The organism is Paenarthrobacter sp. NPDC089675 (assembly GCF_044749185.1).
Classification (GTDB): domain Bacteria; phylum Actinomycetota; class Actinomycetes; order Actinomycetales; family Micrococcaceae; genus Arthrobacter.
This window is the reverse complement of record NZ_JBIVHM010000001.1, coordinates 690962-705925: the sequence shown is the minus strand read 5'-3', so window position 1 is coordinate 705925 and position 14964 is coordinate 690962. Positions and strand designations below refer to the sequence as shown.

Below are 14964 nucleotides of genomic sequence, written 5' to 3'. Positions count from 1 at the left end.
TGAACGATTGTAATGCGGTTAAAAGAACAGTGGAGCGGACCTGTTGGCCCGCTCCACCGGTTCAGAACTTGTTGTTACTCTGCAGCTGCAGCAGCAACGATGTTCACTACGCGACGGCCACGGCGAGTACCGAACTCAACCGAACCAGCCTGCAGGGCGAACAGGGTGTCGTCGCCACCGCGACCGACGCCTGCACCCGGGTGGAAGTGGGTTCCGCGCTGGCGGACGATGATCTCGCCTGCGGAAACTACCTGGCCACCGAAACGCTTGACGCCGAGGCGCTGTGCGTTGGAGTCACGACCGTTGCGAGTGGAGCTCGCGCCTTTTTTGTGTGCCATGTGAAATGCCTGCCTCTAAATATCTGGGGAAACTGAAAATCTGAACTGCGTAAGGAAAGTTACGCGATGCTCGTGATCTTGATCTTGGTCAGTTCCTGACGGTGACCCTGGCGCTTCTTGTAGCCGGTCTTGTTCTTGAACTTCTGGATGACGATCTTGGGACCACGGAGGTCTTCCAGGATTTCAGCCGTGACCTTCACCTTGGCCAGGTCCGCAGCAGCGGAGGTGACCTTGTCGCCGTCAACCAGGAGCAAGGCAGGCAGCTCAAGGGTGCTGCCGGCTCCACCGGCGACGCGGTTCAGCGTTACGTAGTCTCCAACGGAAACCTTTTCTTGGCGGCCGCCTGCGCGGACAATCGCGTACACCACTTGGGTACTCACTTCTCTCGACGTTTCTTACTAAATTTGCGTGCGGAACACAGAACCTGAATCCGGCCTGGTTCTCGCTGTGCCTCAACGCCGTGGACTCCGGATCGAAGCCCGCGAGTCATCCCGTGAACAATTCCACGGGGCATAACCCAAGGGTTGGCGTAAGCACCGAAGATCAAGATTACGCTAGTTTGACCTTCAGCTGCAAATGAGGCCGGGTCCGGAGGCCATCGGGTGACGCTTGTCACCAGCAGGAACAGACTTTCCCGGCACCGTGCCCGTCAAGCCTACAGGCTCCTGCCGGCAGGTTCGGGTATTTGGACGCCGACGCGCGGCGGCCGCCCTTGGACTCGCGGTGGCGGCCCTAGGAGTACAGGCGGGGAGCGTCGAAGAAGGCTGTCTCGTAGCGGCAAGAATGAACGAAAGCCTCCACCATCGCTTCCCGCTCCCGGTCGCTTGCACCAGCCGCGGCGGCATCCGTGAACGTGATGGCCTTCCGCGTCGCTTCGGCAAACTCTTCGTCCGCGTAGGTCTTGAGCCAGTCGGCGTAGGCATGGGCCGCGGGCGAACCCGCTTGGAGGTAATTGGCATGCAGTTTCCGTCCCACCTCTGCATAAAGCCAATAGCAGGGAAGGACCGCGGCAAGCAGCACCGCGTAACTTCCTGAGGCAGAGGCGGCCAGGAGGTGGTCCACATAGGCCTTTGTTACCGGACCGGTCCCGGTTGATGCCTCGCGTGTGCTGAGCCAATTCCGGTGCAGTTCCGATTCAACCTCCAGGCAAACCTGGGATGACCTGGCCCAGAAAAGCTGTTCTTCCTCGGTGGGCGCAAGGGCGCCTGCGCGGGCCAACACCCTGGAGTAACCGTTAAGGTAGAGGGCGTCCTGGGAGAGGTAGTAATTGAACTCATGCTCCGGAAGCGTGCCGGATTCCAGTCCCCGGATAAACGGCAGCGCATGGATGGCCTCCAGTTCCGGTGCCGCTTCCTGCCACAGCCGGGCGGCGAATGCCCCCTTGGACGTTGACGGCAGCAAGTGGTGGAAGTGGTTGATCGGGCCGTTGCCTTCTCCCACGCCCAGCACGTCAGCGGTAGCCAGCGCCTCCACGAGCCATGGTTTCACTTCCCTCAGGGACGCTTCCCAATCCCCTGTCCGCGCTTGGACCGTGGCAACCGCAGACGACAGCGAACAGCCCGTCCCGTGGCTGTTCTTTGTGGCGATCCGCGGCCCGGCGATTTCGATGACATCCTGCCGCAGCAGCCCGGCGGTATTCACGAGGGCGTCCGGGCACTCTTCCCCCGCCAGGTGCCCGCCCTTGACCAGCACTGTGTTGCCGTACTCGGCGGCCAGCCGCTTGCCTTGCTCCAGGGCGGTTGTCCAATCCTGCGCCTCCGCTTCGCCAAGCAGCATGGCGAGTTCCGGAATGTTGGGGGTCACCAAGCCTGCCAATGGCAAAAGCTCCCGGAGCGCGGCCTCGCCGGATTCCCGAAGAAGGCGGTCGCCGCTGGTGGCAACCATGACAGGGTCAAGGACCACGACGGCGGGGCGCACCTTGGCAAGCCAGCTGCGTACCTCGTTGATGACATCGGCATCACCCAACATCCCGATCTTTACCGCATCAATGGCAACGTCAGCGCTAATGGCTTCCAGCTGCCGGCGCAGGAATTCCACGGGAGGGACGTGGACGGCGGAAACACCCCGGGTGTTCTGTGCCGTCAAGGCAGTAATGGCAGCCATGCCATAGCCACCGTGAGCCGCGATGCTTTTCAGATCAGCCTGGATGCCCGCACCCCCTGACGGGTCCGAGCCGGCAATACTAAGGACCCGAGGATGGGGGCGGCCCGCAACAGGCAGCGGGTAGATAACGGAGGTCGACAAAGAAGTCATGGAGACATCCCTTCGCCGGTGCTAACCGGACAGGTTCAACGGGTCTGGATCTCAGCCGAACCCAACGCCCGGCACCCCGTGTCAGTCTCCAAGCCTAACCGACAGAGGGTCCCGCAGCAGGCGCTGCGGGACCCTCTCTCGGTCACATGACGTTCACGCGGTTACAGTTCCGAAGCCGGGACTCCTACACCGAGGATGATCGGCTCGGCTGCGGCCGCGGCCTTCTTTGCCGGCTCCTGCGGAGCTTTGGCTTCATGGGCTGCGCCGCCACCGCTGGACGCCGATACCTCATGGTGTTCAACTGTTGTCTCGTTGGCCGCACCCTGTGCCCGGCTGGCGCTACGGTTCCGGCGACCCCGCCGTCCACGTGACCTGCCCGCCGCCTGGTGCTCGTCGTCGGACCCGTGGTCAACGGCCGGCTGCTGACCCCCGCCAGCTGCCGCTGCTGCGGCAGGATCGGCCGCAGGGGCCGCGGCCTGGGGCTCGGCAACCGCGGTTTCCGCCGGCTTTGCCTCTGAAGCCCCGCCAAGGTGCGAGAACGCCTCGGCAAGGAGGTCCAGCGTCATGGTCGGCTTGGCTTCATCCGATTCGTGGTGTTCCACGAAGGGAAGAGCCACTTCTTCGCCCCCGAAACGGAGGACCGGCGTGGTGCGACCGGCAGTCTCGCCGGCCGGCTGCGCCTGCGTCACGGTGTTCGTCTCAGGCGAACCTGATTCGGCTGCGGCAGCCGCGCGGGCTTCCTCTTCGGCTTTGTGGACTTCGTCATCGTGCAGGTGGGCAGCGTGGGCAGCAGCGGCGATCGTCGCCAGGGCCGCCCGGGTTGCTTCGGCCTTTGCCTGACGCGCAGGGTCCACCGTTTCCGGAGCCGACGACGCATGCGCCGGGGCCGGAGAGTTGTGGACCGGCGTCGGGATTTCTGCAGGCTGGGCCCCGCCCTTTCCGCGGCGTCGCTTGCGCTCGGCCCGTGGGGTGGTCTGCTGCGGCTCGGAGTGCGGGCGGTGCTGCTCTGCGGCAACCACGTTGGCACGCCGATGCTCCACCGGTTCGTCGTGCGTCACGACGCCGCGGCCGGCGCAATGCTCACACTGCTCGCCAAAGACCTCAAGGAGACCGGTGCCCATGCGTTTGCGAGTCATCTGCACCAAACCAAGCGACGTCACTTCAGCCACCTGGTGCTTGGTACGGTCGCGGCCCAGGCATTCAACCAGGCGGCGAAGCACAAGGTCGCGGTTGGACTCCAGGACCATGTCGATGAAGTCGATGACGATAATGCCGCCGATGTCACGCAGCCGAAGTTGCCGGACTACTTCCTCGGCAGCTTCAAGGTTGTTCTTGGTGACTGTCTCTTCCAGGTTGCCGCCGCTGCCGGTGAACTTACCGGTGTTGACGTCCACCACGGTCATGGCCTCGGTGCGGTCGATGACCAGCGAACCACCGGAGGGCAGGAAGACCTTGCGTTCGAGTGCCTTGTGGATCTGCTCATCGATGCGCCAGGCGGAGAAGATGTCCTGGTCCTTGGTCCACTTTTCGAGCCGGCCCACCAGGTCGGGAGCAACGTACGTGACGTAAGCCTCGATGGTGTCCCATGCGTCGTCACCGGAGACGATCAGCTTGGAGAAGTCCTCGTTGAAGACGTCACGGACCACCTTGATGGTCAGGTCGGGTTCGCCGTACAGCAGTTCCGGAGCCAGCACCTTGGTGGACGATGCTTGGCCTTCGATGCCCTCCCACTGCGCGCGCAGCCGGTTGATGTCGTGCGTCAGTTCTTCTTCCGACGCGCCTTCAGCAGCGGTACGGACAATGACGCCGGCATTTTCCGGCAGGCGGTCCTTCAGGATCCGCTTGAGTCGGTTGCGCTCGACGTCGGGCAGCTTGCGCGAGATACCCGTCATGGAGCCACCCGGCACGTAAACCAGGTAGCGGCCCGGGAGGGATATCTGGCTTGTGAGGCGGGCACCCTTATGGCCTACAGGATCCTTAGTGACCTGGACCAGGACGGAATCGCCGGACTTCAGGGCGTTTTCGATCCGGCGCGGCTGGCCTTCAAGGTTGACCGCATCCCAGTTCACTTCACCGGCGTACAGCACGGCGTTACGGCCGCGTCCAATATCAACGAACGCCGCTTCCATGGACGGCAGCACGTTCTGGACCTTGCCCAGGTACACGTTGCCGATCAGGGAGTCCTGCTGGGTCTTGGACACAAAGTGCTCAGCCAGCACGCCGTCCTCGAGGACACCGATCTGAATTCTGTCATCGCGCTGGCGGACGATCATCTGCCGGTCCACGGACTCCCGGCGCGCCAGGAACTCCGCCTCAGTGATCACCTGGCGGCGTCGACCGGTCTCGCGGGATTCGCGACGACGCTGCTTCTTCGCCTCAAGCCGCGTTGAGCCCTTGACGCTGGCTACCCGGTTGGAGGGTGCAGTTTCGGTGACGGGGCGCGGCGCGCGGACACGGGTGACCGTGTTGGGCGGGTCGTCGTCCGAGCCGCCGGTCAGTTCAAGATCCTGGTCCCCACGGCGACGGCGCCGACGGCGGCGCGACGTGACACCGTCTTCCAGGGCCTCAGCGGCCGGTGATTCCTCGTCCTCCGGCTCAGCTTCACCTTCGGCCCCGTTGTCTTCGCGTTCTGTTCCGCGGCGACCACGCCTTCCGCGGCTGCGGCGGCGACGGCGGCTGCCGGAATCTTCCAGCTCAGCGTCACCATTGGTTTCCGGTTCGTCCCCGGTTTCGTCGTCTTTTTCAGCTTCTTCCACAGCAGGGCGGACCACAGTGGTCAGATCCGGGGCCTGGAAGATCATGGAAGTGATGGAGACCGGCTCCAGGAACAACGACGACGGGGCCGTGGCGGCTTCCTGGTCAGCTTCGGTCTCGGGAATTTCGGCGGCTTCCGGCTCCGGGACCGCTACAGTCACTGCCTCGGGCGCGGGGGCCGCTTCGGGTTCGGGGGTTGCTTGCAGCTCCGGCGCTGCTTCGGGCTCGGGAGACTCGGCAGCTACTTGCCCTACCTTGGGCTTGGCCGCACGACGACGGCGGACCGGCTTTTCGGGCGCCGGCTCGGCGTCCGCTTCCGGATCGGTTACCTGAGGTTCGGGTACCTGAGGATTGGCATCGGTCGGGACGTCCTCGCCAAGGCCCGGGAGGGTTTCCGCGGGCTCGGTCTTCTTGCGGGCCCGGCTGCGGCGGGCAGGTGCCTTGGGAGTTTCTTCGACAGCGGCCGCGTCGCCGGCCCCTTCGGGCGCAGCGGCGGCCGGTACCTCGACGGGTGCCTCTGCTGCTTCCGCGGCTACCGCCCCGGCCTGCTTGGCAGCAGTCTTGCGCGGTGCGCGCGCGGCCCGAGTCCGGGTGGCTTTCTTAGGCGCTTCAGCAGCATCAACGGGAGCTGCCTCATCATTAACGGCTACAACCTGGTCATTATCCATATGTGGCAACACTCCTGCCCCAGCGACGCCGCCACATCCGACGCCCAGTGGGGCAAATATTTGTCAAAACCCTCAGGCGTTGACAGAAGTCAGTAGTATTCCTTCCGGTTCGCACCATCCTTGGGGTGCGGCAGCCCTGGAAGGCCAGTGCCTTGGTTCTGGAACCCGTTGTTCTGCTGCCACAACCAGGTGCCGTCCATTGTCATGGCGGGCTCACCGTGGATCACGTGATCCAGGCAGGCCCTGCTCATGCTGGCGGTCTTGGGAACAAGTCACCGGACCGAATGACGAATGTGGATCGGCGTCCGGCCAAGTTCATTCTCTCACACCCATGCACATTCGGCAGGCAGGCAGGGGTGTCGCGATCCTCCCGGCACTGCCCGAAGCTGGGCGCAGCCTCCAGCCGTCGGGGCTACAATCCTCCCAAGAGACCTTCCCGCGATAGCGGGCAATCAGTCGCAAAGGAACACAAACGATGCCAACCGCCGCCAGGGGAAACCTGGACCATCAAGCTCCCGCTCCCAACGAGGAACCAACGGCCCGGCAGGGAGTTTTGCCGGCCATGGTGCGTGACAAGCCTTTCGCCTGGTTGCTCCTGGTCACCGGGGTCATCGGTTGGCTGGCATCGGGCGCACTGGTGCTGGAGAAACTCCAACAGCTGCAGGACCCCAACCACATCACAGTATGTGACGTGAACCCCTGGATCTCGTGCGGGGCTGTCATGAAGACCTGGCAGAGCTCACTTTTCGGGTTCCCGAACATGTTCATCGGAATTGTTGCGTTTGCGGTCATCATCACCACCGCGGTGGGGCTTCTCTCCGGGGCCAGGTTCGCGCGGGGCTACTGGCTTGGACTTCAGGCCGGCGTGACGCTCGGGTTTGTCTTTGTTGTCTGGCTCTGGTCGCAGGCGCTGTACGTCATCAACGTCCTGTGCCCGTTCTGCATGGTGGTCTGGGCGGCAATGATTCCCATGTTCGTTTGGGTCACCATCCGCAACATCACCCACGGAGTCATTAAGGCACCGCCTGCCCTGGCCAAGTTGCTGGGTGACTCCGGGTGGATCATCGTGGCGCTGCTCTACGTCGCTGTGATCGCCACGATCTTCTTCGCATTCCTGCACGTCTTTGCCGGCACGTCCGGCTACTAGGACCTGCCCCCTAAATCACAGAAGGTCCCGTGTTCTTGGAACACGGGACCTTCTGTGATTTAGCTCTGTGGCGGGTTTCTACTCGAACCAGATCTTGATTTCACGCTCGGCGGATTCGACGGAGTCCGAACCGTGAACGAGGTTCTGCTGGACTGCCAGGCCCCAATCGCGGCCGAAATCGCCGCGAATGGTGCCGGGAGCCGCAGTGGTGGGATCGGTGGTCCCCGCAAGGGACCGGAAGCCCTCAATGACGCGGTGTCCCTCGAAAACCGCTGCCACAACGGGACCGCTCAGCATGAATTCAACCAGCGGCTCGTAGAACGGCTTCCCCACGTGCTCTTCGTAGTGCTGCTCCAGGAGTTCGCGGGTAGCCGTGACCTTCTTCAGCTCCGCCAGCGTGTATCCCTTGGCTTCGATCCGGGCGAGGATGGTTCCGCTAAGGTTGCGGGCTACGCCATCAGGCTTGACCAGGACCAGGGTCCGTTCAATGCTCACAGTTGCTCCAATGTGGTTGCTTGGTGGGTTTCCCAGCCAGTTTACGGTGTTTCCGGTTCGGCTCCGTCCCGGTGTGCCGCGTCCCATTCGGCCTGCTCCCGGTCGCGTTGGGCTACTTCCCGGTCGATTTTCATGCCCATCCGGATCCCGTACCACCAACAGGCGGCAAACAGGATGCCAACGATGAACATGGTGGGTTCTGCCAATCCAGTCAGGATAAGGATCAGCTGCAACGCCCAACCCAGGCCGATCCCCCAGGGCTTGGACAGAACCGCGCAAGCAAGGACCAGGATGATGCTCAGGGCGATGCCGACCCCCAGAATGATCCCGGGCGCAACTTCGCCGCGTTTGAGCCCGAAGACGACCAACGTCCCAAAGAAGGCCACGAAGGCCTCAAGGAGCAGGACAGTGGAGCCAAACATGACTTTGGTGGAGCGGCGCTTCTTCGGCATGCCCGGGCGCCATTCACGCTGTGCCTTGGTCAGTTTCGCCATGTTCAGGCACCGGCCTTTCCGAGCAGGATGCGGGCTTCGGCCACCAAGGTGATGGAACCGGTGACCAGCACACCTCCGGCAAAGTCATCATTCGATTCCGAACGCTCCACAGCCCATTCCAAAGCGTCGTCCAGCTGTTCAGCGATGTGCACGTTCTCTTCGCCAAAGCCAAGGTCGACTGCAAGTTCGGCGAGCTCTGCTGCCGGGATGGCGCGCGGCGAATTGGACTGCGTAAAGCAGAACTCTTCAGCAAGATCCCCGAGGGCCTCCTTGAGGGTCTTGAGGATCTCTTCAGCGTCCTTCTCCTGCAGGATGCCTACGACCACCACCAGCTTGTTGAAGCTGAAGGCTTCATGGATGGCTTCGGCGGATACCCGGATGCCGTCGGGGTTGTGGGCTGCATCCACCACTATGGTCGGCGCAGTACGCACCACTTCCAGCCGGCCCGGCGAGCTCACGTTCCCGAAAGCCTCGCGCAGGACGTCTGCGTCAAGCTCCTTCTCCCCCCCGCCGAAGAATGCTTCAAGTGCCGCAACGGCAACAGCCGCATTTTCGGCCTGGTGGGCACCATGCAGCGGCAAGAGCAAGTCCTCATACCGTCCAGCCAAGCCTTGGATGGTGACTACCTGCCCGCCGACAGCGACACTCCGGGACTCCACACCGAATTCGACGCCCTCGAAACGGAACGGAACGTCCACTTCACGTGCCTTGTCCAGCAGGACCTGGGCCGCGTCCACCGGCTGTGCTGCGCTGACCAGGAAGCCGCCGGGCTTGATGATGCCGGCTTTCTCGTAGGCAATATCCTCGGTTGTGTCGCCGAGGAGGTCGGTGTGGTCCAAGGAAATGGGGGTGATCACGGAAACCTGTCCGTCACCCACGTTGGTTGCGTCAGTGATGCCGCCAAGGCCCACCTCGAACACGGCCACATCCACCGGCTGGTCGGCGAAAATGGCGAAACCCAGGATGGTCACGCACTCAAAGTAGGTCAGGCGCGGCTGGCCATCTGCAATCAGTTCGTTGTCCACGATCTCCAGGTACGGCCGGATCTCGTCCCAAATACGGACGAAGGTCTCATCGGGAACGGGTTCGCCGTTGATGCTGATGCGCTCGGTCACCTTGGACAGATGCGGACTGGTGTAACGGCCCGTGCTGAGGCCGTGGGCACGAAGCCCGGCCTCAACCATGCGTGCAGTAGAGGTCTTGCCGTTGGTGCCGGTGATGTGGATGATCGGGTAGGCCTTGTTCGGCTCGCCCAAGACGTCCATGGCGCGGAACAACGGGGCCAGCCGCGGTTCCATCTTGTTCTCCGGGGCACGGCCCAGAAGCTCGGCGTAAACGCTCTCCACAGAGAATTCGTCAGTCATGGATCAGGCCCCTGCCTTCTCTACGGTGATCTTCGGTTCCCCGGCGCCTGACACCAGGACGTCCAGTTCCAAGGTCAGTGTTTCCGTCTTGACGAGCTCCGCGTTGGCGTTGAGGGCGTCAACAACGTCCTGCTGCGCCTCCACCGTGGTCTTGATACGGTCGCTCACATTCAATCCTGCGTCCTTGCGCGACTGCTGGATGGCACGGACCATGTCGCGGGCCAGGCCTTCGGCGGCAAGTTCGGGCGTGACCTCGGTGTTGAGGACCACGAATCCGCCACTCGGTAGAACGGCAGCCGCGGCGGCAGCACCGCCGTCGGCCGTTTCTGCCACGACGGTTTCCAGCGTGTATTCCTGCGGCTCGAGTTCGAGCCCACCGGCCACAACCACGCCGGCATCGGTCACGGACCAGTCGCCGGACTTGGAACCCTTGATGGCCTGCTGGACGTTCTTGCCCAGGCGCGGGCCGGCCGCACGGGCGTTGACCACCAGCTTCTGCTGGATGCCGAACTCTTCCGGCGAGGCCGAGGCGGCGTCCAGCAACCGCACGGAGCGAATGTTCAGTTCGTCGGCGACGACGGCGGCGAAACCTTCCAGCGCATCCGCGCCGGGTGCCACCACGGTCAGCTCCTGCAACGGCAGGCGGACGCGCAGGTTTGCGGCCTTGCGCAAGCTGGAACCGGTGGAGCAGATCTGCTGGACCCGGTCCATGGCCTCCACAAGTTCCTGGTTGGCCGGGAAGAGGTCGGCGTCCGGCCAGTCGGCCAGATGCACGGAACGACCGCCCGTAAGGCCGCGCCAGATCTCTTCGCTAACGAGGGGCAGCAGTGAGGCAGCGACGCGGCACACTGCCTCCAACGCCGTGTACAGGGCGTCGAAAGCGTCCACGTTCTCGTCGAAGAAACGCTGCCGGCTGCGCCGGACGTACCAGTTGGTGAGCATATCCAGGTAGCTGCGCATTTCATCGCAGGCGCCGGAGATGTCGTAGGTGTCCAGGCTCCCGGTGACCTTGCGGACCAGGTCACCGGTGTTGGCCAGGAGGTACTGGTCCAGCGTGTCCGAGTAGCCGTCGTAACGAAGCTTGGCATCGTAGCCCGCCCCGCCATTGGAGGCGTTCGTGTAGAGCGTGAAGAAGCTGTACACGTTCCAGAGCGGCAGGATGACCTGGCGAACGCCGTCGCGGATGCCCTGTTCGGTGACGATCAGGTTTCCACCACGGAGGATGGGGCTGGACATGAGGAACCAGCGCATTGCGTCGGAACCGTCACGGTCCAGGACTTCGGAGACGTCCGGGTAGTTCCGCAGGCTCTTGGACATCTTCTGCCCGTCCGAGCCCAGCACGATGCCGTGGCTGATGACGTTGCGGAAAGCGGGACGGTCGAACAGCGCAGTGGACAGGATGTGGAGCATGTAGAACCAGCCACGGGTCTGGCCGATGTACTCCACGATGAAGTCCGCGGGGTTATGGGTGTTGAACCACTCCTCGTTCTGGAACGGGTAATGGACCTGGCCGTAAGGCATCGAGCCGGAGTCGAACCACACGTCCAGGACATCTTCCACGCGGCGCATGGTGGACTTGCCCGTGGGGTCGTCCGGGTTGGGACGGGTCAATTCGTCGATGAAGGGCCGGTGGAGGTCAACCTGGCCCTCGTTGTTTACAGGCAGCCGGCCGAAATCGGCTTCAAGGTCCGCGAGGGAGCCGTAGACGTCAGTGCGCGGGTACTCCGGGTCATCGGACTGCCACACCGGGATCGGCGAACCCCAGTAGCGGTTACGGCTGATGGACCAGTCGCGGGCGTTTTCGAGCCACTTGCCGAACTGGCCGTCCTTGACGTTGCCCGGGATCCAGTTGATCTCCTGGTTCAGCTCGGACATACGGTCCTTGAACTTGGTGACTTCCACGTACCACGAGGACACGGCGCGGTAGATCAGCGGGTTGCGGCAACGCCAGCAGTGCGGGTAGCTGTGCTCGTAGCTCGCCTGGCGGACCAGCCGGCCGTCGGCGCGCAGCACCTGGGTGATGGGCTTGTTGGCTTCGAAAACCTGCAGGCCAACGATGTCGGCGAGCTCTCCGTGGGCAAACAAGGGCAGGAACTTGGCGCCCTCGTCAACGGAGAGGACCACCGGGATTCCCGCTTCCTCACAGACCTTCTGGTCGTCCTCGCCGTAAGCAGGAGCCTGGTGGACGATGCCCGTACCGTCAGTGGTGGTGACGTAGTCGGCAACAAGGATCCGCCAGGCGTTCTGCGTACCGTACTTCTCCGTGTCGGCGAAGTCGTTCCACAGCGGCTCGTACTCCAAGCCCTCCAACTGGGAGCCCGTGTAAGTGGCGGTGACGGCGGCGGTTGCGGCAGCGCCGTCGTCGTACCCCAGATCCTTGGCATAGGACCCAAGAAGGTCCGCTGCCAGGAGGAAGTTCCCTGTAACCGGAGCTTCAGAAGAAGCGGCCTTGACGCCGTTGGGTCCAGCGGGCACGACGGCGTAACTGATATCAGGCCCGACGGCGAGCGCCAGGTTGGTGGGCAGCGTCCAGGGCGTGGTGGTCCAGGCGAGGGCCTGGACTCCTGCGAGCGCCTTTGAAACCTCGGACTCTCCTGCCTTGATGGGGAAAGTGACCGTGACCGTCTGGTCCTGGCGGTTCTTGTAGACGTCGTCGTCCATGCGCAGCTCGTGGTTGGACAGCGGTGTTTCGTCCTTCCAGCAGTATGGGAGGACGCGGTAACCGTTGTAGGTCAGGCCCTTCTCGTGGAGCTGCTTGAAGGCCCAGAGCACGGACTCCATGTATTCGACGTTGAGGGTCTTGTAGTCATTGTCGAAGTCCACCCAGCGTGCCTGGCGGGTGACGTAGGCCTTCCATTCGTTGGCGTACTTCATGACGGATGCCCGGCAGGCGTCATTGAACTTGTCGATGCCCATGGCTTCGATCTGGGTCTTGTCCGTCATGCCCAGTTGCTTCATGGCTTCGAGCTCTGCGGGGAGGCCGTGGGTGTCCCAGCCGAAGCGGCGTTCGACGCGCTTTCCGCGCTGGGTCTGGTAGCGGCCTACGAGGTCCTTGGCGTAGCCGGTGAGGAGGTGACCGTAGTGGGGCAGGCCGTTGGCGAAGGGCGGGCCGTCGTAGAAAACGAATTCGTTGCTGCCGTCCTGGCCTGCCTCGCGCTGGTCGATGCTTGCTTGGAAGGTGCCGTCCTGGTCCCAGTATTTGAGGATGCGCTCTTCGATTTCCGGGAACTTCACGGAAGCGGACACGCCTTGCGTGCCGGAAGGCGATGCTGAGGCCTTGGGGTAGTGGGTCATCTCATATCCTGGTGATAGCTGGTTGACTGTCAGGATGCGAGGACGGCTTCGGTTTCGATCTTCGCCGAAACCGGTACCGCGGTACCACCTCACTTACCGGAACGTAATGTTCCGGCCTCTCATTACTGCTGTGACGGGCTTACCCGTCCGGTTCTACTGGGCGCTTCATTCCCTGCGGGCCGTCAGCGCTGTTCTTCCGGAAGCTCACCGGTGATGGCCGGGTCGAAGCTTGTACCCCAAGTCTAGCGGCAGGGAAGCTTCATCCTCCACTCGCAGGTTCATCCCTTGGGAGGACGGTTGTGGGCGGCCTCGCTGCATAAACTCAGCGGCATGACCGAACCTGCCGCTGCCCTCCGTCCTACCCGTCCGGGGCGCCCCAGGGCTTCGATCGCCTGCTCCGTTTTCGCGGCCTTGGTTGCGCTGCCGGTGGCCAGCGCGTCTTTGTTTCGGGCGATCGACGTTGAATGGCCGTTACCGGTGGTCCAAGCACTCGCTTTTACGCCGTGGCTGACGGTACCGGCCGGGATCGCTTTGGGGCTGGCACTGCCGGGGCGGCGTCGCTGGATGGTGATGACGACGGCGGCCCTGCTGGCTGTGCAGTTGTTCTGGCTCTTTCCGCTGGACTACGGGCGTCCCGTGGCTTTGAAGGACGGGACCGCAACAGTCCCGCTGAAGGTAATGAGCATCAACACCGAGTTTGGTGAAGCCGACGCGGCCAGGATCGTGCAATTGGTCCGCGACAACGGGGTCCAACTGCTGGCCCTTCAGGAGTTTTCCCCTGCCCTGCAGGAGCGGCTCAGCACTGAGGGCCTTGATGCCCTCCTGTCCCACAGGATCAGCACTCCCAATAACGACGGATCCGGCGCCGCTGTGTACTCGGTCTTCCCCCTGTCATCCGAGGGGCTCTTGCCGGACACGCCATTCCGCATGGCGGCCACCCGCGTTGTGGTCGAGGGTTCCGGGACCAAGGCGGCCCTGACCCTGACCAATGTCCACACGCTGCCGCCCGTCGATGAGCGGATCAGCCAGTGGCGCAGCGACCTTCTCAAGATCTCCCACCAGGCCGGGAGCCAAGGCAACCAGGTCCTGATGGGCGACTACAACGCAACCTATGACCACGCCGAGTTCAGGGCACTGTTGGATGAAGGCCCGGACGGCAACAAGCTGGTGGACGTCGGGACGGCCTCATGGGGAAGGTTCTCCCCCACGTGGCCCTTGGAGGGACGGGCATTGCCCGGCGTGGTGATCGACCACGTTGTCACCTCGCCCCGGATTGCCGGCAGCGACTACTCAGTGCACCCTGTACCTGGGACGGATCACGCCGCCCTCATTGCGCAGCTCAGTATTCCTGCCGGCTAGGCCCTAGTCCTGCTTGCGGATGAGCTTGTGGTTGGCCGCCTGCGCAACGGGCCGGACCACGATCTGGTCCAAGTTGATGTGGTGGGGCAGGGATACCGCGTACCGGACCACGTCCGCAACGTCGTCGGCCGTCAAGGGCTTGTCCACGCCGGCGTACACCTTGGCCGCCGCATCCTTGTCCCCCAAGCGGTTCAGTGCGAACTCCTCGGTGTGGACCAGGCCGGGGGCCACCTCGATCACCCGGATATTGTTTCCCACTTCCTCAAGCCGGAGCGCGTTCGTCATGGCGTGCTGGGCGAATTTGGCTGCGTTGTAGCCGGCGCCGCCTTCGTAGGCCGCGAGTCCGGCTGTAGACGTCAGGTTCAGGACTGTGCCTTCGCCGTTCTCACGGAGCATGGGCAGGAAGGCACGGGTGGTTTTCATGGTTCCCACCACGTTGACCTGATACATCCAGTCCCAGTCGTCAGTGTCCGCATTGCCGATCGTGTCAGCGCCGCGGGCGCCACCGGCGATGTTGATGAGGGTATCGGCGCCCCCGCCCTCGGTGACGGCGGCAAGCAGGGCAGCGACGTCGTCGTCGTTGGTCACATCGGCGGGAAACGGAACCGCCCCGGTCTCTGCGCCCAAGGCTTCCAGGCGGTCGGCCCGGCGCGCCACGGCGTATACCTTCCATCCCGTGGCGGCCAGCGCCCGGACCGTAGCCTCGCCGATGCCGGTGCTGGCGCCCGTAACTACTGCTGTCTTGTTCTGTGTCTGTGCTGCCAAAGTCATGGCACCACACTATCGATCCAGGCCCTC

12 protein-coding genes and 1 riboswitch are annotated in these 14964 nt (G+C 63.4%); of the genes, 2 read left to right on the top strand and 10 right to left on the bottom strand.

Annotated elements, in window-relative coordinates:
• Nucleotides 1-74: 74 nt before the first annotated feature.
• The 5 genes from rpmA to ACIPY2_RS03320 form a co-directional block, all read right to left on the bottom strand.
• A complete protein-coding gene (gene rpmA, locus ACIPY2_RS03340) occupies nucleotides 75-338 on the bottom strand; it encodes a 50S ribosomal protein L27 (protein WP_400264937.1) in 264 nt (87 codons plus the stop codon).
• Between the two features lie 59 nt (nucleotides 339-397).
• Nucleotides 398-706 (bottom strand): 50S ribosomal protein L21, encoded by a 309-nt coding sequence (rplU, locus tag ACIPY2_RS03335; protein ID WP_400265106.1) that lies wholly within the window; start codon nucleotides 704-706, stop codon nucleotides 398-400.
• Between the two features lie 364 nt (nucleotides 707-1070).
• Nucleotides 1071-2591, bottom strand: coding sequence for a bifunctional hydroxymethylpyrimidine kinase/phosphomethylpyrimidine kinase (thiD, locus tag ACIPY2_RS03330; protein WP_400264936.1), 1521 nt, complete (start codon nucleotides 2589-2591; stop codon nucleotides 1071-1073).
• Nucleotides 2582-2680, bottom strand: a riboswitch (TPP riboswitch). (Overlaps the previous gene by 10 nt.)
• A gap of 72 nt (nucleotides 2681-2752) precedes the next feature.
• Nucleotides 2753-6013 (bottom strand): Rne/Rng family ribonuclease, encoded by a 3261-nt coding sequence (locus ACIPY2_RS03325; RefSeq protein ID WP_400264935.1) that lies wholly within the window; start codon nucleotides 6011-6013, stop codon nucleotides 2753-2755.
• An 89-nt stretch (nucleotides 6014-6102) separates the two neighbouring features.
• Nucleotides 6103-6264 carry a hypothetical protein gene (locus ACIPY2_RS03320; RefSeq protein WP_400264934.1) on the bottom strand — a complete coding sequence of 54 codons (162 nt, stop codon included), beginning with the start codon at nucleotides 6262-6264 and terminating at the stop codon, nucleotides 6103-6105.
• Between the two features lie 224 nt (nucleotides 6265-6488).
• Between ACIPY2_RS03320 and ACIPY2_RS03315 the strand changes: the two genes are divergently transcribed.
• Entirely contained in the window at nucleotides 6489-7160 is a 672-nt protein-coding gene (locus ACIPY2_RS03315) for a vitamin K epoxide reductase family protein (RefSeq protein ID WP_400264933.1), read from the top strand.
• 78 nt (nucleotides 7161-7238) lie between these two features.
• Here ACIPY2_RS03315 and ndk read toward each other — a convergent pair whose 3' ends face one another.
• Genes ndk through ileS form a run of 4 tightly spaced genes read right to left on the bottom strand, consistent with a single transcriptional unit; the run spans nucleotide 7239 to nucleotide 12807 of the window.
• On the bottom strand, nucleotides 7239-7655 hold the full coding sequence (ndk, locus tag ACIPY2_RS03310; RefSeq protein ID WP_400264932.1) for a nucleoside-diphosphate kinase: 417 nt from the start codon (nucleotides 7653-7655) through the stop codon (nucleotides 7239-7241).
• Nucleotides 7656-7696: 41 nt separating this feature from the next.
• Entirely contained in the window at nucleotides 7697-8149 is a 453-nt protein-coding gene (locus ACIPY2_RS03305; protein WP_400264931.1) for a DUF4233 domain-containing protein, read from the bottom strand.
• A gap of 2 nt (nucleotides 8150-8151) precedes the next feature.
• The gene (locus ACIPY2_RS03300) at nucleotides 8152-9513 is read right to left on the bottom strand and encodes a bifunctional folylpolyglutamate synthase/dihydrofolate synthase (RefSeq protein WP_400264930.1); all 1362 of its coding nucleotides are present in this window, start codon (nucleotides 9511-9513) and stop codon (nucleotides 8152-8154) included.
• Nucleotides 9514-9516: 3 nt separating this feature from the next.
• Nucleotides 9517-12807, bottom strand: coding sequence for an isoleucine--tRNA ligase (gene ileS, locus ACIPY2_RS03295; RefSeq protein WP_400264929.1), 3291 nt, complete (start codon nucleotides 12805-12807; stop codon nucleotides 9517-9519).
• Nucleotides 12808-13137: 330 nt separating this feature from the next.
• Here ileS and ACIPY2_RS03290 point away from each other — a divergent pair, with 330 nt between their 5' ends.
• On the top strand, nucleotides 13138-14166 hold the full coding sequence (locus tag ACIPY2_RS03290; protein ID WP_400264928.1) for an endonuclease/exonuclease/phosphatase family protein: 1029 nt from the start codon (nucleotides 13138-13140) through the stop codon (nucleotides 14164-14166).
• 3 nt (nucleotides 14167-14169) lie between these two features.
• On the opposite strand, the gene ACIPY2_RS03285 is transcribed toward ACIPY2_RS03290, so the two are convergent.
• Nucleotides 14170-14937: an SDR family oxidoreductase gene (locus tag ACIPY2_RS03285; protein ID WP_400264927.1), complete on the bottom strand. Its 768-nt coding sequence runs from the start codon at nucleotides 14935-14937 to the stop codon at nucleotides 14170-14172.
• Nucleotides 14938-14964 lie beyond the last annotated feature (27 nt).

What these genes read in the sequence shown, in the direction of transcription:
- rpmA (WP_400264937.1), bottom strand. Translation starts at nt 338, where the DNA reads ATGGCACACAAAAAAGGCGCGAGCTCCACTCGCAACGGTCGTGACTCC.
- thiD (WP_400264936.1), bottom strand. Translation starts at nt 2,591, where the DNA reads ATGACTTCTTTGTCGACCTCCGTTATCTACCCGCTGCCTGTTGCGGGC.
- ACIPY2_RS03325 (WP_400264935.1), bottom strand. Translation starts at nt 6,013, where the DNA reads ATGGATAATGACCAGGTTGTAGCCGTTAATGATGAGGCAGCTCCCGTT.
- ACIPY2_RS03320 (WP_400264934.1), bottom strand. Translation starts at nt 6,264, where the DNA reads ATGAGCAGGGCCTGCCTGGATCACGTGATCCACGGTGAGCCCGCCATG.
- ACIPY2_RS03315 (WP_400264933.1), top strand. Translation starts at nt 6,489, where the DNA reads ATGCCAACCGCCGCCAGGGGAAACCTGGACCATCAAGCTCCCGCTCCC.
- ACIPY2_RS03305 (WP_400264931.1), bottom strand. Translation starts at nt 8,149, where the DNA reads ATGGCGAAACTGACCAAGGCACAGCGTGAATGGCGCCCGGGCATGCCG.
- ACIPY2_RS03300 (WP_400264930.1), bottom strand. Translation starts at nt 9,513, where the DNA reads ATGACTGACGAATTCTCTGTGGAGAGCGTTTACGCCGAGCTTCTGGGC.
- ileS (WP_400264929.1), bottom strand. Translation starts at nt 12,807, where the DNA reads ATGACCCACTACCCCAAGGCCTCAGCATCGCCTTCCGGCACGCAAGGC.
- ACIPY2_RS03290 (WP_400264928.1), top strand. Translation starts at nt 13,138, where the DNA reads ATGACCGAACCTGCCGCTGCCCTCCGTCCTACCCGTCCGGGGCGCCCC.
- ACIPY2_RS03285 (WP_400264927.1), bottom strand. Translation starts at nt 14,937, where the DNA reads ATGACTTTGGCAGCACAGACACAGAACAAGACAGCAGTAGTTACGGGC.